Raw genomic sequence first — 25238 nt, 5'->3', positions numbered from 1 at the left:
GTAATTACATTGATTACCACACCGACAGTAGAAAAGTAAATAATACTGAAATCAACATGAGAATCGAAATTGGAGAATAATATATGACAGATATGCATCAGCGAAAGGCAAAGCAAGCAATTAAAAAAGCGGAGCAAAACCGTGATAAGGCGCGTCGAAAACTGCTTCAGCAGCGTCAAAAGCTGGCACAGCGACGAAAAAAGAATCGACAACAATCCAGAGAGGCACAGGGTCGTAATGATGATTCAATAAATAGAAATCCCTCAGTTTATTCAACTGTTCCAAAGCAAAAAACGAACAAGCAGAACGCAGCTCGAAACGCTCACTCAACTGTCCCCACAGCACCGCAGTATTCACAGATTCCCCCAAGTGACCGACTCTTTGGTCTTCGGTTCTACCATGCTGAGGAATCTATTGACCCTAACGATGGTAAGTGATCCAAAGCCAACACGCTCTCAGGGTGATCTCGCGGAGATGCTTGAGATGTTGCTCGATAAAGGCGTTGTAGTAAATGCTGATGTTGCGGTTAGTATCGGTGATACCGAATTACTTGGTATCGAGCTTCGAGCAGCAGTTGCATCCTTTGAGACCGCTGCGGAGTATGGACTTGAATTTCCAACAGGAACCGACATGAGTCGTGTCAAGAACGCTGCAAATGTAGATGATAACTCTGAGATCGGCATCGACACAGGTGCAACGGCGGAGTCCAAGATGAGTGCAGAGCATTCCGGCAGATCAAACAACTCATCAGCTAAGCCAGATGCTGCTGATTCAGTGACGGTATCGGAGTCAGGGGAACATGCAATGGAGTCCTCAAGAAGAGAACGCGGTGGCGGTGACGGTGAACACGACTCAGACTCAGACTCAGACTCAGACTCAGACTCAGACCCAGAACGTGAGTAAAAATGGAACTCACACTAGATAATGGGGACAGCGATGTCAGCGGTGGTATTGTTGCGCTCGTTGTGAGTGTCGTTGAGTTACTGATTGAGGCGCTCGAACAAGAAGCGGTAAGACGAATGGAGTCTGGGAATCTGTCGGATGCTGAAATTGAGCGATTAGGACAACAACTCCAGGCACTTGAGACAGAAGTTGAGCAGCTCAAACAACGCGAAGAGATTGACGATGATGTGACTGAATTCAAACGTGATCTGGATGACCTGGTTCGGAGCGCAGTTACACAACCGCACACACAACAGAGTGATGAAATGACAGAAACGATGGAATCAGATGAGTTTAGATCAATATTCGACAATATACAGGTTGAGGATCCATCCTCAAATGATACCCAGTCACGATAATTGGGTGTGGAACCACAGAATATGATTGAGCAAACAAATAAGATAGGTTAGTATACAGGAGAGACAACAAATAGACCTATGCGGACAAAAGGACACGCATAATTAAATAAAATGCATCAATGACTGATGATTCACTTTCCACCGCCGATGAGAGTAACAGCAGGGAAGGCGAGCCACAGGCAGACTCAATATCGAATGACGTTGATAACGGACGGTACATCTACTGCTTAGTCGATTCAGCGTCACAGGCGTCTGGTTCTTTATCTGATGATAAAATTGAGGTAGACGGAATCGACGGATCATCACCGGTGACTACCCATATAAATGGGGACGTTGTTGATTCAACTGGTCGTGTCGGTGCTGTCGTGCATTCATGTACGCAGACATATGAAGCACCGAAATTAGCCACCGTGCAGCAACGGATACTGAGCCATCAGCAGGTCGTTGATGCCGCTGGGTCGGTGTATGGCACACCGCTTCCTCTTCGATTTAATACAGTCTTCGAAGGTGGTGATGAGAGTGTTCGAACATGGGTGCATGATAATTATAATCAGATATATTCAGCGCTAACAAGGCTGTCTGAAACATGGGAATATCGGATCGGGCTTATTTGGGATGCAGACCAGTTTGAATCAGTGATAGCTGAAACTGATGAAGAGTTACAGCGAATTGAAGATCAACAGACGACCGCAGGCGAAGGAAAAGCATTTTTACTAGACAAGCAGTATGAGCAACGACTCGCCACGCTGCGCAACGAACGCCGGGAGGAATTAATTAAGACATTACAGGCAGGTGTTGAGTCACTTGCGGTAGAAATGACTAACCAAGGCAGTAGAGATGTCGACATTGGTGGATCGAGTGGTCGTGATACTGCTGCATCGGGTCATGAAGATGCAGGTGGCACCACCGGAGAATTAATCGAACGAGTAGCTATTCGGATACCGGCGGATGCAGAGGATGACCTTGGGGACCAGTTGGACGAATTTGTCGAACGCGACGGTGTCAGTGTAACTTTCACAGGTCCGTGGTCACCGTACACGTTTGCACCGAATATTGGATAGTTACACGTACTGATACCATTCGATTTGATTTAAAAGCGTATGAAACCAACAAAAAATGATACACACGCGATTGTTGAGTTTATTGATGTGTTGCTTCGAGAGGGTGCAATCATTCAGGCAGATGTGATTATTACTGTCGCCGATATCCCACTTATTGGAGTTAGTCTTCGAGCGGCAATCGCCGGAATGACGACAATGACAGAATATGGAATATTCGAAGAGTGGGATGCTGCCCACAGGACACGGACAGAACGGTAGATGCTGGTTTATACTTAAGATAATTGTATTAAATTAATGATTATTTTTGCCTAATCGATGAGTCATATCTAATTCCATCCTTCTCCCGTTGGTGATACGATCTAAGGGCTGAGTGTGGATGCAGCGTTGGATTATCTATCAGGCAGCCCCATCGTTTGTTGATATAGTTCGAGTATTATTGTGCTAGCTCATATACTGAGTAAGAATGACGAAACTGAAGACTATACATCTTCCTCGATCTGATCATAAGGAGACGATTACTGACAGTAGTGTGAGTGTGAGTGTGCGTTTTTTCTGAAGAGCACAGCATATCACTCAACCGCCAGACTGTGTCGAAGTATGGACTCAACGATTGTACTTTTATACAAATCACATGAATCAACAAACGCATGAAAGAGATAATTGATACAGATGATGCACCTGCCGCAGTCGGCGCATACAGTCAAGCAGCAACAAATGGTGACATACTTATCACAGCCGGACAATTGCCGATGACAGCCGATGGTGAATTGCTCGATGAAGCCTCCGTTGCAGAGCAGACCACACGGTGTCTTGAAAACATTGCTGCAGTTCTTGAATCAGAAGACCTCACAGTTGCAGATATTCTTAAGACAACTGTCTTCCTTGACGATATTGGCGACTTTGATGCGTTTAACGAGGCTTATAGTTCATTTTTCGATTCAGATCCACCGGCTCGAAGTGCTGTTGGTGTTGAAGCTGTACCAAAAGGCGCAGCCATCGAGATTGAAGCGATTGTAGCTGTTGAATGATGGTTACAATATAGATTATTTATGTCAAACAACGTATACGAATACAATGCTGAGTCATCTCGGTTTAATTAACAATTACTGAGACAGTATGTCATTGAAGCGTGATCAGCAAGGAGGCACGTATTTGCGGATAGCTGGACATACTGGTGAAGTGCCTTGGGGACAAGCGCCAAGCCGAGGCTTCATCGTTTTAGCTCAACACCGCACCCGCACCCGCAGGCGAATTTCAGTCAACTCCTCCCGACCTCAATCTTCTCGTTTTCGCTGAGGAGTCGGCTGAAAGTAACACCCGAACACGCAGTGCGCTGTGTCCGTGGGAGCAGGAGTCGGGGCCTCTCCTCCACCAGCCCCCGGTGAAACCCCCGTCCCGTCGCACCGCCAGTTGCGGATGGTGAGAGAGGCCACATTTCCAGACTGTCGCAGCCAGCAGTGGATGAAGATCTTTAACCCGTCTGTGAGGTTTTCTGACTGCATCTCTTGAGAAGATATAGACATGTAGCCTCATAACTTAACTGAACTGTTCATGTCGGCTTCACCCACGGTCACGGGGTCACATCAGTACACAGTATCAAAGCCCCGACTCCCGACTCCGAGGCACTCGCCTTGATTCTGTAGAATTGAGTTTGGTATATTTTACTAGAAGAGTCCAGTGATATCTCCATCAGCGCTGATATCCATATCTGCTGCCGCAGGATCAGCAGGAAGACCAGGCATCGTCAGCACATCGCCGGTGAGTGCAACAATAAACCCAGCACCAGCAGACGGGTAGAGCTTTCGAACAGTAAGAGTCCATCCAGTTGGTGCGCCTTTTTCACTGGCGTCATCAGTTAGTGAGTGGAAGGTTTTTGAGAGACATACTGGAACCGTATCAAATCCGAGTTCACGCATGTGTTCGATATCATTCTCAGCCTCTGTAGAGTAATTGACGCTTCCAGCACCGTATATTTCGGTCGCAACAGTCTCAATTTTCTCCTTGATTGTTGCATCAGCCGGATACAGATACTCGAAATCATCTGGATTACTTGATTCAACAGCATCCATAACACGTTCTGCGAGTTCAACACCGCCCTCGCTACCCTCCGCGAAGACCGTGGACGCTGCAGCTTCGACGTGGAGATCATCTCGACAGTGATTAAGGACAGTTTCAATCTCAGCGTCAGTATCATCCGGGAAGCGATTGACCGCGACAACGACCGGAACGCCAAACTTCTGTAGATTGGTGACGTGTTTGTCAAGATTTGCGAATCCTGCTTTCAGCGCATCAGCGTCGGCTTGATTGATTGTATCGATATCTGCCGGCCACATGTCGAGACCGTGGTATTTGAGCGCACGAACAGACGCGACGAGGGTGACTGCATCAGGAGTCATATCACCAAGTCGACAGACAATATTCATGAATTTCTCTGCCCCGAGATCAGAGCCGAATCCAGCCTCAGTAACGAGGTAATCACCCATACCGAAGGCGGCTTTATCAGCAATGAGTGAGTTAGTCCCGTGTGCGATATTCGCAAACGGACCACCGTGTACGAACGCAGGCGTTCCCTCGATGGTTTGGACGATATTTGGTTCGATGGCATCGCGAAGCAGCATGGTAACCGGACCAGTTGCATCAATATCGTCGACAGTGATTGGTTCCCCATCATTTTCATATCCGATGATAATTCGACTAATACGCGCTTTGAGATCCTCAAGACCACTTGATAAACAAAGGACAGCCATTAATTCGGAAGCAGCCGTTAGGAGGAATCCATCTTCGCGTGGGGTGCCACCACCCTCGCCACCAAGTCCAACGACCGTTTCTCGGAGTGCACGATCATTCATATCAAGTGCTCGAGGCCATGAAATGTCATTGACATCGACATCGAGCTCATCACTTTGAGATAGTTTCGCATCAAGCATCGCCGCAATAAGATTGTGTGCAGACGTAAGCGCGTGTAGATCACCGGTAAAATGAAGATTGATCTCCTCCATCGGGAGCACTTGAGAATATCCGCCGCCAGCTGCCCCTCCTTTCACACCAAACACTGGTCCAAGTGACGGTTCACGAATAGCGATCATCGCTTCTTGATCGAGATGATTCAGCGTTTGTCCTAATCCAACAGTTGTTACAGTTTTTCCTTCACCCATTGGTGTTGGCGTCATTCCGGTTACCAACACAAGATTATTTTCTCGGGTTTGAGCTTCCTCACGGAGATTATCAACAGCATCGTGTGACAGTTTTGCTGTGTACTCACCATAATATGAGAGATCGTCGCTCCCGAGATCCCATGGCTCAAGCAAATTCCAAATAGGAGTCATATCTGCATTCTGTGCAATCTCATAGTCTGTCGGAAATCCGCTATCCTCGGTATCGCTTGCTTCGTCTGTCATCTACCTCAAGATTCAATCATCACTGCCTAAGAGTGTTGGCGAAAGTTACAGAACAAACAAAAACGAGTTTATCGCTCCTATTTCTACCACGTCATGTAATACATCCTAGATAATGAGTATAATGGAGTATGCAAGTGCAGTATCAACAATGAGGTGACGCACGGAGGCGACAATGTAATCACGGGTCAATCAACGATACGTGGTATGGACTATCACGAGGCTGCCGACGTACTCACTGGACTACAACAACGTCGGCCAAAACTTGGGGTCGAGACAACCACACGAATGCTTGCACATCTTGATGACCCTCACGCTTCAATCGATTGCGTACAAATCGCTGGATCGAATGGCAAAGGAAGCACTGCGCGTATGCTTGAACAGATTCTTGATGATGCCGGTCTTCGAGTTGGACTGTTCACTTCACCTGGATTGAACGGGTTTCGCGAGCAAATTCGTGTTGAGGGACGAACAATCGCAAAGCAGCATGTAAGTAAATATGTTGAACGGCTGAACCCGTGTCTTGAGACACTCAGAGCTGATAATGATGAGCCAACACATTTCGAAGCGCTCACTGCCGTTTCGCTCGCACACTTCGAGGCGATGGATGTTGATATTGCCATCTTAGAGGTTGGTATTGGTGGTCGATATGACGCAACAAGTGCTGTTGACCCGATTGCAAGTGCGGTGACAAGTGTGAGTCTTGAACATACGGAATTACTGGGTGAGACCGTCGATGTGATTGCGCGTGATAAAGCACAAGTCGCCCCGAAGGAAGCGCCTCTAATCACCGGAACAACGGGTGATGCACTTGCTGCGATTCGTGAAGAGACAGATGTGATTACCGTTGGAGGTGGAAGTGGAATGGAAGTGGAGATGGAGATAATAACTCTGAGGCGGATATTGTAGCGACGGAAACAGGGATGCCCTCTCCAATTGAGAGTGCTGTTTCAATCGTTGGTCCTGAGTGGGCAGTTGAAACACATACTCCACTTGTCGGGGCTCATCAAGCGACTAATGCGGGAATCGCCGCAGCGCTTGCTCGACAGGTGCAAGATGTCTCGACTGAAGCTATCGAGACAGGATTACGCGGGGCAACGTGGCCGGGTCGATTTGAGCTGATGTCGCATGATCCCCGCGTCGTTCTTGATGGTTCGCACAACCCCGGGGCGACAGCAACACTTGGATCATTACTGGAACGATATGAATATGATGAGCTACACGTTGTCTTCGCTGCGATGGAAGACAAAGATCATGAGGCAATGGTGCACTCGCTGCCTCCAATCTCAACTGCGTACGCAACAGAGCCAGCTGTCGACCGCGCAGAGAAAGCAGATACATTGGCATCTATTCTTGACGCAAATGCAGAAACGGTCGAAACCATCCAGTCAGTTCCCGAGGCGACAGAGGAAGCAATCGAGGCAGCTGGAACTGAGTCGGGTGCTCTTGTAGTGGTAACGGGATCATTATATGCTGTTGCAGAGGCTCGTGACCGATGGACACGATTAGTTGTTCCTATCAACCAGTCATCGGATGTCGCTGCTGGCGTTGATGATGTAAAAACTAACAGTAATCAAACAAGGAATCGAGTACACCCAGCGTACGCAGAAGCAACATTTGAGACAGACACAACGGAGATAACCACACAATGCTTTCGAACGACTCTCCGCCCGACACAAGCCGAAGTGTTTGCCAGTCATGTCAATACCATCGGTGGATTTAGCCATCAAACAACAACTGGGAGTCCACAGAAGCTCACGGCGGTTGTTTTTGGAGGAACAACGAAAGAGTTGCGTTCACTTTCTAACTCGCTTGCTGATGCTGGCCACGGATTACGTTATCTTGGGACACAAATACAGCGACAACTCACAGAACCGGCATCTGCCTCTGTGTCTATGTCTAGACTTAGTGACACACGAACCACAGTAATGGGCATCTTGAATATTACACCAGATAGCTTCTACGATGGCGGTGAATACAATACAGTCGATGCAGCCATGGACCAAGCTAGTACAATGATTGATGCTGGTGTCGACATTCTTGATGTTGGAGGCGAGAGTACTCGACCTGGAGCAGAGCCTGTCTCTATTTCTGAAGAAATTGACCGAGTTGTACCAGTGATTGAGGCGTTGTCCGATTTAGCGGCACCAGTGTCCATTGATACGCGGAAGGCGGCGGTTGCCGATGCTGCGCTATCTGCAGGAGCTGATATCGTCAACGATGTTTCTGGGTTCGAAGACCCTGAGATGCCGTTTGTTGTTGCCGAGCATGATGCTGAATTAGTGCTTATGCACAGTCTCTCAGCACCGGTCGACCCTGATCGACGTGCAACCTACGATGATGTTGTTTCGGATGTTATGAATGAACTTACCGAGCAATTAGTCCGTGCTGAACGAGCAGGCATTCAGCGTGAGCAGATCATTGTCGATCCAGGATGTGGATTCGGGAAGTCACCAGCGGAGTCATTTGAATTGGTTGACCGGATTGGTGAGTTTGAAGCGCTGAGATGTCCCGTGTTAGTCGGACACTCGCGAAAATCAATGCTTGCAAGAATGAATCAGCCAAATGATGAACGGCTTTCAGCAACAATCGCGGTGACCACACTCGCAGCAGACCGTGGAGCCGATGTCGTGCGAGTGCATGATGTTGGAGAGAACGCGGCTGCAGTTCGGGCAGCCGCTGCCGCAAAGCAGCCACATCGGGCTGAAGACAATGACACAAATACAGATGATGCATAATAAGGGTAGATCGTGGTTATAGAATCCATATTTGAGCAACTGCTTGCAGGACCCGGGATTCTCCGCACTATTTGTGCATTCTTCATCGGCGTTGGTGGTGGGGGCGCTGTACAGTATCAGTATGGGCCGCGACTTGAGATTGCGCTTGACCGATCTATGACACAGCCACTTATTGCGAGTATATATGGATTCATTGCATTTGGTTTGGTCAGTTTAGCTATCGTGTACGCGTACACACAACTCGCCCAACTCAGCACTGGAATTGGAAGTATCACAAATATACTAGCAGCCGGTGGTATTGCCGCACTCATTATTAGCCTTGGAACACTCACTGGAGGCGGGTTCGCTGTGCTTGGGACTGGGTTGACTGAGACGATTGAAATGACCGATCCGTGGATCTCACTCGGAGTTATTACGGGCGTTGCTGCTGTTGGGTGGACTATACTTCCTGCCTTACTTGCTGCTGCTGTGTGGGGGATACCTGCAGCGGTTGGAATTGGTGGCTCTGTCCGAGTATGGATCCATGGACCAAATCAGTGAGCTATCAGTGCCTTTGAGCAATCAAGTACCTATGAGATAGCGTCCCGGAAGTTCAGTACGATATTCTAGGTTCATAGTAGATAAACACGATAGTGTTTGACATCCTCCTCAGCTTTTAGGCGGAGGAATCCTGAGCGTGAGTGTGAGTGTTGGAGATTTCAATTTTAGGGTTGCAGTCCCACCGAGCATCCAGACAGGAAGAATCTGAAGGGATGCTCGTGGACTGTGGCGAGTAGAGTGTAGTGGGACAGGACTGCTGGCGATGGGAGTGCCAAGCCCCGGTCCCCGGGACTCCACTCCTATCCTCCGTCATAGCGGACTCCCAGAGTTGGGTTTGCCTCGGGAACTCCAGCAGACCTCAACGACGGACACGGACACCGACACGGACTCGGAGTTCCTGTGAGTTGTGCTTCCAGCAGTCAACTCCAGTCAGTCAACTCCAGTCGAGTATTCTGTGAGAATACGCTGGTTATCGACTGGGTCCGATTCGATTATTGCTTGGTTGCTTGGCTTTGGGGCGGGGCGGGGCGGGGCAGGGCGGGCAGGCCGCCATCGGAGGATTCAGCAGAATCACTCTATTCTGGCTTGATTCGTCTCTTTCAGATGATTGCCTGCCGCTTGAAACGATGGATGGTGAAATCTCGGGCTGGCTCTCACACCGTGGACTGTTACTCGGGTGTCGGATTCATCCTATCCTGTCCTGTCCTGCGGCTCAAGACGCAGGTATTCTCCTTGATTCTCTATAACTATGCAAGATAGCTTCTGGTACTATTCGGTGAAACAATATTTATGAGATCCTGATATGTCAATTCCAGAGCGATCTATTTGAGTTCAGATTTCGTTTTACTTTTTTCAGACAAAATAACAGAATATTTAGATAAATCAAATTATATGATATTAGATTGTTACTCATCCAGCACAATGTAGATGGGATATATAAAATAGGGTATTATTTGTGATAACTCTATGCTATTGTGAGGTCGCCAATCTGCTCAGTCGCTACTTTCGACGTCTGCACCTCCGCCGACGTCCTGTGGATCAACGCCAGAAACAACTTCAACATCATCTGCGTCTTGTGCACGCTCAGCGAACTGCTCTGAGGAGAGTATCTCATATTCATTATCAAGTCCAAGATACACCGTATAACACATTAGCACCAGAATCACCGCGAAAGGAAGTCCAGTTGTGATTGATGCGGTCTGCAGTGCGCTCAGACCTCCACCGACGAGCAACGTCGCCGCCACGGTCCCCTCCGTAACTGCCCAGAAGATTCGTTGTGTCTTTGGAACATCGTGTTTACCACCAGACGTGAGATGATCAATAACGAGTGACCCAGAGTCTGAGGAAGTGACAAAGAATGTGATCACAAGCGTTGTTGCGATCAATCCTGAAGCTGCGCCAAGTGGGAACTGATTGAGCATCGCAAACATCGCAACTGTTTGTCCCTGATTCGCCACTGCAGAAGCAATACCGCCAGCACTTCGAAGCTCAACCCAGAGAGCGGATCCGCCGAATGTCGAAAGCCACATGAATGAGAACAATGACGGAAGAACGAGCACACCCATCACGAACTCACGAACAGTCCGTCCTTTCGAGATTCGAGCAATAAACATGCCAACAAATGGCGACCATGCAATCCACCAACCCCAATAGAAGATGGTCCAACTACCCATCCAGCCTTTCACTGTGTATCCACCTAATGCGGCTGCACCGCCAATTGTGCCGGTGAAGTAGCTCATATCAAGAATGTTTCCAAGATATGCACCAAATCCATCAGCGAATGTGCCAAAGATGTACACTGTAGGTCCGGCGATGATGAGGAATCCAAGAAGTCCAAACATCAGATACAAATTCAGCGTGCTTAAGCGCCGAACCCCATCATCAAGTCCTGCAGCCACAGAAGCGGTTGCAATGAGTGTGATTCCAGCAATAAGTAATACCTGTGGAACTGTCCCAGTTGGAATACTAGCCAATCCAAGTGTATCGCCAAGAACATATGAAAGACCAGTATTAACCTGCGATACACCAAGTCCAAGCGACGTTGACAGACCAAATAGCGTTGCGAAAACTGTTACAAGGTCAATTACGTGACCAGGCCATCCATAAATACGCTCGCCAAGGAGCGGCCAGAAGATTGATCTGAAAGTCAGCGGAAGTCCGCGATTAAATGAGAAGAACGCAAGACCAAGTCCGACAAGCGCATAAATAGCCCATGGATGAAGTCCCCAGTGAAAGAACGTTGTCGCCATTGAGGCAGTTGCGGCCGCGGCCGTTCCTCCAGCAACATCAAACGCAGGTGGAACGACCATGAAATCCGATGCGGAGCTACCGAAATGCCACATTGGTTCTGCAACACTGAAGAACATCAGTCCGATTCCCATTCCGGCACTGAATAACATCGCCATCCAAGAGAAGTCACTAAACTCTTTTTCAGCCTCAACACCACCGATTCGAATATTTCCGTATTTACTTGCAGCGAAATATATAACAGTGATGATGAACAGGTTCACTGAAGTGATATAGAACCATCCGAAATTGCCATTGACGAAATTGAAAATATTATTATAAACGCTCGCTGCCTGATCGCCAAGCGCGATTGTTGCTGCAACAAATGTAATAATCACCACAAGTGAAATAGGAAAGACAATTGGGTGAATATCAAATCCAAGGCGTTGGATATTGGTGTCGCCTGGCTCACGGTCGGAGTCAGGATGAAAGAGTTCAACCTGCAACCCATCGGACATCTCGTCATCTTTACTTGCCATACTGTACCTCCAAAATTATTCGTCCGTATTGTTGATTTGGTATCATCGTTCGAGTGTGTTGGAACATCTACAGGTGTGATCTAAATGATAGTGTGACATCACTTCTCCCAACGATTGTTGCTGAGAGTATTGTACTGACAATCACCAGATCACATCTCACACCAAGCCATCAAGCCATATGTTATACAAGCTCACTATTAGGCAACTGTTTATCTTTGATAAAACTTTGGCTTTTTAGCGTCTGAATTAGTTGATTTCGACATTCTCGCTGTTCGATACTATATGATTAGTATGATATCTCATATAGTGCAGGTGTAGTTTATATTGGTTATATCAAAACAATATCAACATACAGTTCATTCCATATCATTGTTAATATCTGTCATTAATTGTCACAGTAGCAGATTAAAAACTGCGACAATAATCCATTTTCACCAACCCTCACACTTTTATTATTACGTCAGTCACTGCATCGACATGGTAGAGTTGTTTGCGACACTTGCTGCAGGAGCTGTTGTTATTTTGTTTGGTGTTGGGTTAATTGCTTTATCAGGTGGTGATTTTGCTGTAGCCGGTGTCACGTTTCTCAGCGCCAGTATTGTAATCTATTTTAGAGAAACTCGGTTGATTGATGATACAGGTGGCTAACCAGTTCATATGAGCTGATCACTGGTTACTCTTTGATTACGCATCCGAGCAAGCATTTCTATCATAAGAGCACTGGAGCTAGCGGGTCTATGAGAGTTCAGTCGAAACATGCCTGAATCTTCTCATGTTTTAAGATATACATCAGTATGAAGATCAACACATTGATTATAGTACTATTCAGATATTATCTGCGCTCATTCGGTGAGTAATCACAGGCGTCGTTGATGATCGGAAAACTTTCTCTGCGGTTCCACCAATAAGTGACCCAACCTTTCCACGATATGCTGACCCCATTGCAATAACGTCGATATCTGCCATCTCGGCGTAATCAGTGATTTCCTCGCTTGGAGATCCAGTCCGTGTCACTTCTTGACAGGTAACATCATGAGCCGCTGCTAACTCGCAGGCTTCTTCAAGTACTTTCTCGGCATACTCACCGTATTCTTTTCGAACTTCCTCTTCGTTATCACGGATTGACAGCGCACGCGGAACACCAGGCAGATCAATGACGTACAACGCATGAACCTGAGCATCAACAGCGGCAGCTAGTTCAATTCCGTTTGTCGCTCCTTTTTTAGCTTCATCACTCCCATCATATGGAATTAAAATGGTATCATACATTTTCGATTCAATCATACCGATATGGCGCATTCAATAATAACCTTCCGCAGGTACCCCAGAAAATAAATAATTTTGATCAAATCAATTTGTTCACTCTCAAACACAGGGGCGATGAAAACGAATATCAGATTTGCCTTTCAGATCGTATCGTTGAAACTCCCGAGCACTCAGTGTGCATGTTAGATTGTCACTCAACAGTTGCGTGTGACATCTTGCACCGGATATCCAGCAGATTCGATCGCATCAACGATTGTGGCTGCATGCTCAGCACCACTTGCCTCAACGGTGAAGACAAGATATGCCTCACCGACAGCAAGATCAGAAACAGATCGATCATGACGGACATTATGAATATTCGCTTGCTGGTCAGCAATGATACCTGAGATATCAGCCATCTTACCAGGATGGTCATTAATCCGTACCCGAAGGCGGATCCGTTGACGACGCTGTGTCAATGCATGGACCAGGACCGTTTGGAGACCTGTCATATCTAGATTCCCGCCGCAGAGAAGTGGCACTACAGTCTCATCGCGTACATCAATATGATCACTCAACATTGCTGCAACAGAAGCCGCACCAGCGCCTTCAACGACCTGCTTTGCACGCTTCATCAACAAGAGGATTGCCCGAGCAATTTCGGTATCAGACACGGTCACAACTTCATCAACGTTTGTTTCAATCAGTTGAAGAGTCCGATCTGAAATTCCGCCGGTAGCAATCCCATCAGCGATAGTGTCGACTTCATCAAGCGTCACTGGAATTCCCTTATCCAGGCTTTCATGTACTGTTTCTGCACCGGTTGCTTGCACACCAATAATCCGTGTTGATGGTGAAAGATGTTTGATCGCCGTTGAAACGCCGCTAATGAGTCCTCCACCACCAATGGGGACAATTACCGTGTCAGCGTCGGGTTTGTCGTGATACATCTCAATTCCAAGTGTCCCCTGACCGGCTATAATATCGGTATCGTCATACGCGTGCACGAATTCTGCATTACTTTCCTCAACGGCAGCTTTTGCATGAGCCATTGTCTCCTGGAAATCCGTGCCGATGAGTTCAACAATTGCACCGTAGGACCGTGTTGCATCCACTTTCGCCTGCGGGGCACTTTCTGGCATATAAATTGTCGCATCTGCACCACACTTTGTTGCTGCGAGCGCAACACCCTGTGCGTGATTTCCGGCACTCGCAGCAACAAATGAATCAGCACCTGTTTTGACAGCCTGAGTAATCTTGTTATATGCTCCACGGGTTTTGAATGATCCCGTCCACTGGAGATGTTCCATCTTAAGATACACCTCCGCATCAACAAGGTCACCCAGTGAAGTGCTCACTTCAACGGGTGTAGATTTAACAACTGTTTCATCATCAAGTCGTTCGCGTGCCTGCTCAATGTCAGAATAGGTGATTGGAAGCGACTTTTCTGTGCTATCGCCACTGCGATTATCGCCTGTGCCCGGTGGTGCCGATGTCATCTGTGTATTTTGGGGGTAATTATGATCGCTGGTTATCGGATAATCTTCTCTCGTTCTTGATCAAACAGTGGTTCATCACGCACTGTGGCTTCGTAGCTTTCACCTTCACACTGTATTTGGACATTGGTGCCGGCGTCGGCGTACGCTGTCGGGAGGTATGCATATACAATTGATTCACCAATCGAATATCCAAAGTCAGCAGCTTGTACATATCCAATCGCGTCACCACCACCATGAATCGGGCGACCACTCGAAAGGATGTCCGTTGAATTATCGAGAGTTATTGGTGTTAGGATACTATCGATTCCTTCGCGACGGTCAGCCTGAACACCCTCTTTACCGATGAAATCAGTTTCAAGATCTACAGCAAATGAGAGCCCCGCTGCATCCGGCGTTGCTCCGGTATCAATATCAGTGCCCCACAGCGCGTAGCCCTTCTCAAGACGCATCGACTCTAGTGCCCCGGCACCCATCGGTCGAACGTCAAGATCTTGTCCCGCTTCCCACAGTGTTTCCCAAAGTCGTTCGCCATACTCGACAGGAGCCCATAATTCCCAGCCAAGTTCACCAACGTATGATACACGCAGTGCTGTAACCGGTACCTCACCGACATACATCTGCTTTGCGCTGAAATACGGGAATCCGTCATTTGAGACATCCGCGTCCGTAACTCGCTGTAATAATAATCGAGACTGTGGACCCCATAGACCAATCGTGCTTTTAGCACCCTCCTCAACGTGAACTGAAACAGTTTCAGGTGCGTGTTCCCGAAGCCACGTTCCATGCACACCAGGTGAACTGCCACCGCCGGTAGTTACCATATACTGTTCATCATCAAGACCAACGACGGTGATATCCGCAAGGATACCCCCACCTTCGTTCAATAATAATGAGTATCGAACATCGCCTGGGTCAACAGCAACATCATTGCTACACATTCGTTGGAGATATGACTCAGCATCAACACCCTCTACCATGATGCTGCTGAAGGAGGTCATATCAAACATTGAAACTGCATTGCGGGTATGTAGATGTTCGGCTCCTGTAATCGGGGATCGATTGATGCTTTCCCAGCCGTCCTGCTCTGGAATTGCCTCATCATACTCAGCAACGAGATCAGTGTTAGAGTCATACCACTGCGAGGTCTCCCACCCGCCTGATTGATAGAATTCTGCACCTAATTCTGCTTGCTTATGTGAGAATGGGCTTGTCCGGAGACCACGGTGTTCGCTTGGCTGCCATCGCGGTTCAACGATACTATAGACTTGTTGATAGCGCTTTGCTCCTTTATCAACGAAGTACTCGGGTTCGCCGACGTGTGGGGCAAATCGTCGGACATGAATACCACTCGTGTCAACAAGAGTATCATCTAGTCGAGGCACACCGTTTTCCATCCATTCAGCAACAATACGACCATATCCACCGGAGTGTGTCCACCAAATTGCAAGTGCACTCCAAAGACCGTCAACCTCAGCTGTTGGTCCGACTGCGGGCATTCCATCGGGAGTGAACACAAAGATTCCGTTCTCTGTTGCTGCATACTCTGCATCTGCTGTTGCCGGAAGGAGTTCATCAAATGCTTGTTTGGCTGATTTTTCACGGTTAGGATGTGTTGGCTCCTCCCAGTGTTCGCGAGTAAAGCCACGGACTGATGCCTGCGAGTCTTCGGTATTCGTTCCCATAGACTGAGGATTAACCGAGAGTGTTTCGTGATTATACGATCCTAATCCAATTGCATCCCCGTGGGTGCGGAAATAAAGTGAATTGTCCTGATCGCGACCAACAGGACGATTCGGACCTTCACTCATGTGCTCCTGAATATCACGGTTTCCTGGAATCTCAAGTCCCTCAGTGTTTGCACCGATATTCGACTCTGTCGTTGCGAGTTCAGCCATTGGCTCAGTAACGACATATTGATGTTCAACTGGAGCGATCGGGAGATCAACGTCTGCTAATTGTGCGGTTTGATATCCCCAGTTGTTTGTTGCAATCACACAGCGGTCACACTGAATCCGACCTCTATCAGTTTCGACAGCTGTAATCCGTCCATCTGTCACAGTGAGGTCAATGACTTCGGTATCACCGTAGAAGTCAGCTTCCGATTGTTCAATGTACCACTGTAAGGCTGCGATTCCATCAACTCGACCATCAGTCGGTGAGTAGTAGCCGCCAAGAATCTCATCTTCATTTATTAATGGGAGATATTCAGTGACTTCTTGTGGTGAGAGTAACTGCGGCTCTGGGAGTCCGTATGATGTTGCCCACTCGACCCGACGACGGAGGAAATCCATCCGGTCCTCACTACGAGCGACTTCGATCCCACCGACCTCATCATAAACACCAGCATCTGAAAGGAGTCGACTTGTATAATGTGCCGTCTTTGTTTGCAATTTTGACGGTGACGTCTGAAACATAATTCCTGGTGCATGCACCGAGGACCCACCAGTGACCGGTAATGGTCCCTGGTCAACAACAGTGACATCCTCGGCACCAAGTTCACTCAGATGATACGCAACGCTACATCCAACAGCACCAGCCCCGATAATAACGGTCTGTGACCGGCTAGGAAGAATTGAATCTGACGTGTTCATTTATTTCGTCTGTCGATGATTCTGTCAGAAGTATAAAGACAACGATGATACCGAATTTACCGATTGAGCTATGATCATTAAAACTCGGGGTGACAGTTTGGTAAGACGATGAGTCGGTCACATCGCTATCGGTGGATTGAGCGAGATTCGAGAAGACGAGAACGGCAACGGTGAGTCTCGAAACTGGGGTAAGCGTGGAAACAAGAACAGGGACAAGAAGCTCCACGGGTGGGAGTTCGACCGCTTTATTATATTGCTCGAATACAAAGCTGAAGAACACGGCATTCTCGTTGACCGCAAAGTGAGCGAGACACCTCAAAGACGTGTTCGTGTCGTGTTGTGGGCGGAAGCGTAAGGCAAATTGTGTGGAGCGGCGATGAACGCGGACGCGGACGTGAATGGGGCAGGAGCAGGAGCGGTGAATATTCGCAGATAGATGACCCAGAATCCTCCGCCCCCGACTCCGACGGAGAATATAACTAACGGTCGGTTGGGTTGGCACGGTTAGTACCCTTCCCATTCAATCAAACCTCTGCCTCTGGGTCGTTCCACCTGAGGGAACAGGTGGTTGCGAATCGTAATACTCCAGCTGTCGGGAATCCTCGCCAACAGGCGAGGAGGATGTCAATGCAAATGTTAGATATCCAGACGCACTACTTCCCAATTTTCAAGCAGTGATCTAAACAACTGATAAAGGTGATTTAAGATAGTTTACCAGCGGTCACGACGACCGTCAGATAGCTTACTCCGAGACAGTTCACACGAGTGGTTCTTCGCGGACTGTCGCAGCATACCGGTCGCCCTCAAATAGGATTTCAACGTCAGTTCCTGGCTCGGCATACTCTGGCGGAAGATAACTGTAAGCCACGCAGGCACCAACGGTGTATCCGTACTCAGCACTGTGGACATATCCAAGCGTCTCATCGTCATCGACACCGAATACTGGTCGATTATCAAGGATGGATGCATCTGAGTCATCAAGAGTCATACAAGCAACTTGTTTTGCACGCGTGCCCCCATCAGCTGCAGTGGCTGGCTGGTTCTGTTGCTGTCGTTGTTGAGGCTTGATTGAATCCTTACCAATAAAGTCCGTGTCAAGATCAACAGCCCATCCAAGATTTGACTGATACGGTGTGTGTTCCGTGTGGAGATCCTCGCCCCACAGGCGGAAGCCTTTCTCAATACGGAGTGCATCAAGAGCACCATTACCATATGGGCGGATCCCGTACTGATCGCCCGCATTAAGTAATATTTCCCAGAGCTGTTCGCCATACTCCGATGGGGTGTATAATTCCCAGCCAAGTTCGCCAGCATATGATACCCGTAATGCGGTCACTGGAACATTCTTTACATAGAACTGCTGACTGGTGAAGAACGGGAAGGCATCATCTGAAAGGTCCACGTCTGTAACCTCTGAAAGGACTTTTCGTGCGTTTGGTCCAGTGCAAACCATCGCTGCGAGGCTTGAGGTTGCATCGTTGACAATGACACCCTCTGGAGCGTGGTTACGAACCCACGAGACATGGTTATTTCCGACTTCACGACCCGTTGTAAGGATTAAATAGCGATTTCTATCAGTTCGAGTTACAGTAATGTCAGCACGCACACCACCGCCTTTGTTGCACATTAGCGTGTATTTCACCTCACCAATATCGAGACTCATATCATTCGTACAGAGTCGCTGGATGAACGCGCCGGCACCGGATCCTGCAACCTCCATTTTGTTGAATGAAGTCATATCATGCAGTCCGACGTTTTCACGAACATTCAGAGCCTCTGCACCCTCAATTGGCGACCAGTATCTACCTTCCCAGCCGTTTCGTTCTGGGATTTCATCCGCATACCGGTCAACAAGATCAGCATTGGACTCAAACCATTGTGGTTCTTCCCACCCAGCTTCAGCCCACAGTTCGGCATCAAGCTCCTTATGTGAGTGATACATTGGTGTCCGACGGATATCACGCTGCATGTCAGTCCATACCCATTTTGGATGCATCACATTGTAGACAACGCGGTATTCCTCAGCACCAATATCGCGGGCAAAGTCCCAGCTACCCTCATGTTCATCGAATCGGTTGACATCACAATGAGAGACGTCCATTGGACCATCATCAAGCCGGGGAACACCGTTTTCCATCCACTCTGCAAGCGCCTTTCCAGCACCACCAGCGTGGGTCACCCAGATTGCAGCAGCAGTCCAGAGACCTTCATACTGTTCGACAGGGCCCATCACAGGAAGCCCATTCGGCGACTCGGCAAACATACCATTGTATTTGAATTCTAACTCTGAGCCGTCGGTCGCCGGCAGTAGCTCATCGCTTGCCTGTCGAGGAGCCTTGTGTGGTCGGTCTGGATGCGTGGCAGTGTTCATGTGCTCTTCGGTAAAGTCATGAATTGACCCTTGCTCGCCGTCAGGATCGTTTGTGCCTAACTCCTGTGGGTCAGGGACGATTGGGTCATGATTATACGACCCAATGCCGTATGAATCACCGTGCGTCCGGTAGTACATTGCATTATCTTGATCGCGTAGAATCGGTCGGTCAGGACCAACTAACAAACGTTTTGCTTTCTCACCGGAAACGTTCTTATAGTTATCGAAAAGCGGGTGATCAGTGATATCGACATCATTATTCGACAGTTCATCGAGCGACTCTGTCATCGTGTATTGATGTTCGACTGGTGTGACTGGAATATGAACATCAAGTTTCTCACCAAGTTGACGAGCCCAGATATTAGTCGCAACAACGACCTCATCACACTCAATCCGACCGTTTTCGGTCTCAACTGCTGTGATTGAATTGTCTGTGATTTCGACATCTTCTGTCCGAGTGTGCGGGACAAACTCTGCACCGCGGTCGATTGCCTCACGAGCCAGCGCATCACATGCAATGACACCAGATACCTGCCCATCGGTTGGTGAGTAATAACCACCAAGAATCTGGTTTTGATCGACAAGTGGTAGCCGTTCTGTTACCTCCTCAGGCGAGAGGATTTGTGGATCTGGAATCCCCCATGCCTTTGCGTGTTCGACACGCCGCTGAAGAAACGCCATTCGTTCTTCACTACGTGCGACTTCGATCCCACCGGTTTCATTGTACGCTTGTTGCCCGTCGGCGCCCTCAAGATCTGAGTAGAGGCTCCGACTGTAATTAGCAAATTGTGAGAGTTCTTTTGACTCCGCAGTCTGGAACATGATACCTGGTGCGTGCGTGGAGGACCCACCTGTTGTCGGCATCGGACCTTGGTCTACTACAACAACGTCATCACGACCAAGTTTTGTGAGTTGGTAAGCAATATTGCAGCCAACAATACCGGCACCAACGATGACTGTACCAGCTGATTCGGGAATACTATCACTCGGATCCATATATCGAAATGTGACGGTGCAGCGCACAAATAGATGTTGCAAATATATCGCTCTTACACAAAATAACAAGTATCTGTTATGATAAATAGAATAAATTTTATTATTCTACCTGTGATTGGAGTACCAACTCATACAATAGGTGCGTGAGTGCCGATTACTATTCTCACCAGAGCATCTAATATCTTCATTCTTCAAAGATAGTATCTTATAGATATTGTATGCTTCATTTAAACACACGATTGACACACTGAAACCTACTCACGTGGAGTGACATCATGATCACGAACAGCATCAAGCAATGCGCACAACTCATCAGTTGCTTTATCGAGTAATTCTGCTCCTAATTCAGCACTCGCTTCACGGGGGTCTCCAACAACGCCATTATCGGTAAACTCATTTGAATCAACAGCAAGGTTGACTTTGCCCTGCCAATCACCCCATCCATCAGTTGCATCTGTTGCTGCTTCCGTAAGACGGTCAGTATGTACAGACTCCGGACGAGTGTGCTCTAGTAGTGACGTCTCAATTGGTCCTGCATGTCCCATCGAAGAAGTGTGATCTCCAATAGCCTCAAACCAAGTAAACGGGACCGCATATGCATTGTCATGACGAATGATCTGTGCGGTGACAGCTTTGAGTGCAGGTATATTGCCGCCATGTCCATTGACGATTACGACATGATTCCACCCATGACTGGCAAGACTATTCACAATGTCCCGGACATACTGACGAAAAGTCATTTCATCTGTCCAGAGTGTCCCGGTGAAGTTACGATGCTCTTCAGCAATGCCGACAGGGATTGATGGGGCGACCATGACCGAGTCAGAATATTCCTCAGCGGCATTGCTTGCGATAGATTCAGCATCAAACATATCGGTTCCAAGGGGGGCATGGGGACCATGTTGTTCGGTGCTTCCAATTGGAACTAACCCAAGATTTGTATCGATTGTCTCAAGATCGGTCCATGTCTCATCCTCAATATGCATAGTGATACTGCGGATGCAGGAGTTAATTACTCTGGGAAGTTGCGAGCATGCTATGGCGGTTATGATATATCAAGTGAGATTAATTATTATATTAATATCATGATCACGGACTGATGACCGTCCAGAAGTTTTTGTCGCCCACGGTGTTGAAGTTAATATGGGAGTCGAACCGGCGCGACACAAAGTTACGACGCGTCAACTTGGTCAAACGCCAGCAAGGGATGTCTCAGTAACAGTCCATCGCTATTGCGGCGGCGATGGTCCCACAGTCTACGTCCAAGCCGCACAGCATGGAATCGAACTCAACGGTCCTGCAGCCCTTCGTCGACTACATGATCGATTATGCGATATGAAGCTGGCAGGGACGGTGATTGTTGTTCCAGTCATGAACCCATTAGCGTTTGATACTCGATCATATGCAACACCAGATGAATATGATTCACAGTATCCAAATGTAAATCGAGTGTGGCCAGGAGCCGACGATGGAAGTTTTCAACAACGGATTGTAGCTGAATTATGGCCATTAGCAGTTGATGCCGACGCTGCAATTGATCTACACACAGGAACTCCCTCGATGCTCGAACATGTTCGCGTTGTAGAGAATGATGATGAAGCAACCGCATTAGCAACCGCTTTTGGGACGAACTATCGGCTCATCGGCGACGGACCAATAAGTAATGAGTCCACTGGAGAGGGGTCACCTAAGCTGGCGAATGAAGATAATACCTCAGACGCTGATGATAATATACACACGACACAAAATGGAGAAAGCGGTGGATATCCACAGTCTGTAGAAACATTTCGAGTTGCAATGACACGTGCTAATGTTCCAACGATTACCGTTGAACTTGGAAATAGCCGCACTATTGATCGTTCTGTCGCCGAACGCGGAGCTATCGGCGTCTGTCGGGTACTAGAACACCGTGGAATGCTCACTGCGTCGGGTGTGTTAGCTGATCAGCTCCCAGAACCACCAACACAACGTCAGCTCAATGATGATATTCCGGTCTCTGTGACGCCGGCATCCGGTTTGTTCGAACCGGCAGCCAACTGTACTGTCGGATCCGAAGTTACTGATGGGCAAAGACTTGGTGTGGTTTATGACCCAACGACATTCAAAGAACAAGCAACGATTACCGCACCTGAATCAGGTGTCATCTACTCATTATCTCACGGCGGGACAGTCTTTGCTGGTGAACGTGTCGCAAGTGTCGCAACCCCTGTAGAGAGCACTACAAGTATAGATACTTGAATGCCTTCATAGTTTATCACATAGTGTTAGGGGATCACACAGTATGACATAGACTGTACATGTCGATAAGCTTGCAGTCATCGTTCAACGCTCTCTCACGTGTGATCGAACAGTTCGAGTCTGACGGTAACGCCGTGCGACGAGTTGAAGCGGCGACACCGACAACAAAATCAGAAACAGGGGCTCAGCCGTTGACTGCAACGATATACACACCACTGTCATCACAATTGCAGCCACTAGGGACTAATGATGAGAGTACGGATGTCGACTCTGACTCTGAAGTTGATTCCACCCGAATTACAGCTGAAATGACAGATGGACGTGTATGTATCTCATACATGCTTCCATCGTTACGACCACCGGAGATTGATATCTCAGTAAAAATACAGTCAGTCGACGCAGAAGTATCAGGTGATGAAATTATCCTTCGCATTGAAGTAGACATTGGTGAACGTTATGCGAATAGCAACCCTACATCTGATGAGTCTACTACAGCTGAGTCTCGGTTAGATAATCGTGATCACGGCGATGAATCTGACACTGAGAACTCACGAATGAGATATAAGAGTCACAAATCATCAGATTCAGCGTGGTCCCCCCCGTCAGCTGAGGGCGTATTCGGTGGGTCGATAACGAATTCAGAAATGAAGAAGAATGCAACCGATGGCTTAATGACTGCTACTGATACCGTCGAAGGGCGGGTGGATGACAGCGGTATTACAGTCGATGATGAGTTATCGCAGGTTCGTAACGATTCAATCCCTCCGTATGAAGATGAGACGTATCTTCAACGGTTGTATGAGACATGTGATACATTTTCTGAGATGAGTGACAAGATCGAACTTGATGTTGCAGGTGAGACCGTTCGACGGTATATGATTGAGGCCGATGTCCACTCACCAACACGGTATAATGATACTGTAGACGGTGATGCTGAAAGCCCAGAGACGGAATCCAACGATGAAGAGACTGAAGCGGATGGCTCAACATCAACTGACAGTGTGCACATTAAAGATAACTGTACAAATGCTGATAGTAGTCCGTCGACTGATGTGAGCGCTGATTCAGCTGATCAGATGAGTGTTGGCACTGATCATAATGAGCAAAGACATACACCACGTCCAGATGCAGTAGACAACATTACCGGGACAGAGACATTATCAATCCCAGATGAGCAGCTTGTAACGGATGGGGCAGGTTTACCGAGTGAACTCGAGGTTGATGATTTGATTGATGCAGTCGTTGGTGCACGAACAGTGTATGAGGTACAACGACGACTCGGGATTGAGTACAGACAAACACGAGATTTACTTGATCAGTTAGATATTCTTGACCTTGTTCTTAGACGGGTATCAGGCGGACCTGACCCTGATTGTGGTGTGAGCTATGAGGCAATCGCGACACGGATTGAACAATACACACAAACTTGAGAATCCCACGGCACCGCTGCGCTGCACTTCGCTGGATTGGATATTAAAATTTGCAGTCCACCACCTCTGCCCGAGGTTGGAATCCTCGAGAGAGGTCGTGAAGATAGACTCCGGGCTGTGCCAACCAGCCGAGCCGAGCTGGTACTCCTCTCTCCACCCAAATCAGGTGCAGACTCGGAGTTACTTTCGTCAGTAATGTCGAGACGGATGTTCTCCGCCCCCCGCCCCACTCACGTCGGCGTTGAATGCTGCATCGCAGTTATCACAGACGTACAGAACAGACCGCGCTCAACGCGTTGACTCTTGTCTTCCCTCCCACACACGCAACACGTCTTGCTCGCATCGCGCTCAGATACTTCGACGATCTCGATGCCTTCGACTTTCGCCTTGTAGGTGAGACTCTTCTTGAAGCGGTCGAACGCCCACCCGTGAAGATCAAGATTTTCGTGCTTGCCCCAGTTCTTCGAGCTGCTGTTCTCATCTTCACGGACGCCTTCCAGGTCTCCGACATTGATGCGTCCTACTTCCTTCTCGACACGTCGTCGGACAGTGTGTTTCGCCAAGGAGTGGGACAAGTGGGTGCGGCGTTCCGCCCACTTGTGATGTAGACGACTGACCCTGTCACCACCGCTGTCGTCGCAGTTGGCGATTTCTTGCGGGAAGTAGCACCGGTCCTGTTTCAACCGGTTCCCGGGGTAAAGGTCAGCATCCTCAGTGCTGTAGACGACGGCGGCGAAGTTGCTGATGCCGAGGTCGATGCCTGTTGTCTCGTTTCCGGGAGCGGTGGGTGTCTTGATCTCGTCTTTACAGACAAGGTGGAGTTCCCAGCGCTGTTTTGTACTGTCGTAGACAGCACGAACTTGTTGTAGGTTCTCGACGGTGACGCCGGGGCGTGTCTCGTATTCGACAATGATGTACTCCCACACTTTGGAATGTTCCTTGTGATTCGCGCCTTTCGAGAGTCGAACACGGTTGTTCATGATGTCGTGTTTGATACCATTTTGCTTCCACGTCACGGTGGAGCGGGGGTGCTCTTCGTGCGGCGGCCGTGATCGTTGTACTGACATC

17 protein-coding genes and 3 pseudogenes are annotated in these 25238 nt (G+C 48.3%); 12 read left to right on the top strand and 8 right to left on the bottom strand.

Annotated elements, in window-relative coordinates:
• Window positions 1–83: 83 nt before the first annotated feature.
• From J07HQW2_RS14260 to J07HQW2_RS14235, 6 genes and pseudogenes are all read left to right on the top strand, one after another.
• Window positions 84–437: a hypothetical protein gene (locus J07HQW2_RS14260; protein ID WP_021056296.1), complete on the top strand. Its 354-nt coding sequence runs from the start codon at window positions 84–86 to the stop codon at window positions 435–437.
• Window positions 427–705, top strand: a pseudogene (gvpJ, locus tag J07HQW2_RS18990) (gas vesicle protein GvpJ); the annotation flags it as partial. The gene J07HQW2_RS14260 and the pseudogene gvpJ, both read left to right, overlap by 11 nt.
• 200 nt (window positions 706–905) lie before the next feature.
• Entirely contained in the window at window positions 906–1301 is a 396-nt protein-coding gene (locus J07HQW2_RS14250; RefSeq protein WP_021056294.1) for a gas vesicle protein K, read from the top strand.
• Window positions 1302–1420: 119 nt separating this feature from the next.
• Window positions 1421–2362: a gas vesicle protein GvpL gene (gene gvpL / locus J07HQW2_RS14245; protein ID WP_021056293.1), complete on the top strand. Its 942-nt coding sequence runs from the start codon at window positions 1421–1423 to the stop codon at window positions 2360–2362.
• 39 nt (window positions 2363–2401) lie between these two features.
• Complete coding sequence (gene gvpM, locus J07HQW2_RS14240; RefSeq protein WP_021056292.1) at window positions 2402–2620, top strand: gas vesicle protein GvpM; 219 nt, start codon at window positions 2402–2404, stop codon at window positions 2618–2620.
• Window positions 2621–3009: 389 nt separating this feature from the next.
• Window positions 3010–3390, top strand: a complete 381-nt coding sequence (locus tag J07HQW2_RS14235; protein WP_021056291.1) for a Rid family detoxifying hydrolase — start codon at window positions 3010–3012, stop codon at window positions 3388–3390.
• Between the two features lie 636 nt (window positions 3391–4026).
• On the opposite strand, the gene J07HQW2_RS14230 is transcribed toward J07HQW2_RS14235, so the two are convergent.
• Window positions 4027–5760: a formate--tetrahydrofolate ligase gene (locus tag J07HQW2_RS14230; RefSeq protein WP_021056290.1), complete on the bottom strand. Its 1734-nt coding sequence runs from the start codon at window positions 5758–5760 to the stop codon at window positions 4027–4029.
• 204 nt (window positions 5761–5964) lie between these two features.
• Here J07HQW2_RS14230 and folP point away from each other — a divergent pair.
• Together folP and J07HQW2_RS14220 are read left to right on the top strand one after the other, a co-directional pair.
• Window positions 5965–8495: pseudogene (folP, locus tag J07HQW2_RS14225) on the top strand (dihydropteroate synthase).
• A 12-nt stretch (window positions 8496–8507) separates the two neighbouring features.
• A complete protein-coding gene (locus J07HQW2_RS14220; RefSeq protein WP_021056287.1) occupies window positions 8508–9035 on the top strand; it encodes a hypothetical protein in 528 nt (175 codons plus the stop codon).
• A gap of 992 nt (window positions 9036–10027) precedes the next feature.
• Here J07HQW2_RS14220 and J07HQW2_RS14215 read toward each other — a convergent pair.
• A complete protein-coding gene (locus J07HQW2_RS14215; protein ID WP_021056286.1) occupies window positions 10028–11800 on the bottom strand; it encodes a BCCT family transporter in 1773 nt (590 codons plus the stop codon).
• A 477-nt stretch (window positions 11801–12277) separates the two neighbouring features.
• Between J07HQW2_RS14215 and J07HQW2_RS18985 the strand changes: the two genes are divergently transcribed.
• Window positions 12278–12448: a hypothetical protein gene (locus J07HQW2_RS18985; RefSeq protein ID WP_021056285.1), complete on the top strand. Its 171-nt coding sequence runs from the start codon at window positions 12278–12280 to the stop codon at window positions 12446–12448.
• Between the two features lie 177 nt (window positions 12449–12625).
• Here the strand turns inward: J07HQW2_RS18985 and J07HQW2_RS14210 are convergent, their stop codons facing one another.
• The 3 genes from J07HQW2_RS14210 to J07HQW2_RS14200 all read right to left on the bottom strand — a co-directional run bounded on the left by J07HQW2_RS14210 (window position 12626) and on the right by J07HQW2_RS14200 (window position 17135).
• Window positions 12626–13069 (bottom strand): universal stress protein, encoded by a 444-nt coding sequence (locus J07HQW2_RS14210; RefSeq protein ID WP_048075712.1) that lies wholly within the window; start codon window positions 13067–13069, stop codon window positions 12626–12628.
• A 191-nt stretch (window positions 13070–13260) separates the two neighbouring features.
• Window positions 13261–14544 carry a threonine ammonia-lyase gene (ilvA, locus tag J07HQW2_RS14205; protein ID WP_021056283.1) on the bottom strand — a complete coding sequence of 428 codons (1284 nt, stop codon included), beginning with the start codon at window positions 14542–14544 and terminating at the stop codon, window positions 13261–13263.
• 32 nt (window positions 14545–14576) lie between these two features.
• Complete coding sequence (locus tag J07HQW2_RS14200; RefSeq protein WP_021056282.1) at window positions 14577–17135, bottom strand: GcvT family protein; 2559 nt, start codon at window positions 17133–17135, stop codon at window positions 14577–14579.
• A gap of 136 nt (window positions 17136–17271) precedes the next feature.
• Here J07HQW2_RS14200 and J07HQW2_RS20105 point away from each other — a divergent pair, with 136 nt between their 5' ends.
• A complete protein-coding gene (locus J07HQW2_RS20105; RefSeq protein WP_394324616.1) occupies window positions 17272–17490 on the top strand; it encodes a hypothetical protein in 219 nt (72 codons plus the stop codon).
• A gap of 402 nt (window positions 17491–17892) precedes the next feature.
• On the opposite strand, the gene J07HQW2_RS14190 is transcribed toward J07HQW2_RS20105, so the two are convergent.
• Window positions 17893–20502 (bottom strand): GcvT family protein, encoded by a 2610-nt coding sequence (locus J07HQW2_RS14190; protein WP_021056280.1) that lies wholly within the window; start codon window positions 20500–20502, stop codon window positions 17893–17895.
• 254 nt (window positions 20503–20756) lie between these two features.
• Entirely contained in the window at window positions 20757–21488 is a 732-nt protein-coding gene (locus J07HQW2_RS14185; protein WP_021056279.1) for a creatininase family protein, read from the bottom strand.
• A gap of 157 nt (window positions 21489–21645) precedes the next feature.
• On the opposite strand from J07HQW2_RS14185, the gene J07HQW2_RS14180 reads away from it, so the two are divergent.
• Both J07HQW2_RS14180 and J07HQW2_RS14175 read left to right on the top strand, forming a co-directional pair.
• On the top strand, window positions 21646–22740 hold the full coding sequence (locus tag J07HQW2_RS14180) for a succinylglutamate desuccinylase/aspartoacylase family protein (protein WP_021056278.1): 1095 nt from the start codon (window positions 21646–21648) through the stop codon (window positions 22738–22740).
• A 59-nt stretch (window positions 22741–22799) separates the two neighbouring features.
• Complete coding sequence (locus J07HQW2_RS14175) at window positions 22800–24170, top strand: DUF8073 domain-containing protein (RefSeq protein WP_021056277.1); 1371 nt, start codon at window positions 22800–22802, stop codon at window positions 24168–24170.
• A gap of 43 nt (window positions 24171–24213) precedes the next feature.
• Here J07HQW2_RS14175 and J07HQW2_RS14170 read toward each other — a convergent pair.
• Window positions 24214–25219 (bottom strand): annotated as a pseudogene (locus J07HQW2_RS14170) (RNA-guided endonuclease InsQ/TnpB family protein); the annotation flags it as partial.
• Window positions 25220–25238 lie beyond the last annotated feature (19 nt).

The sequence above is a fragment of the Haloquadratum walsbyi J07HQW2 genome, assembly GCF_000415985.1.
GTDB lineage: Archaea > Halobacteriota > Halobacteria > Halobacteriales > Haloferacaceae > Haloquadratum > Haloquadratum walsbyi_B.
Note: the sequence above shows the minus strand (reverse complement) of the source record. Positions and strands in the feature narration are given on the sequence as shown.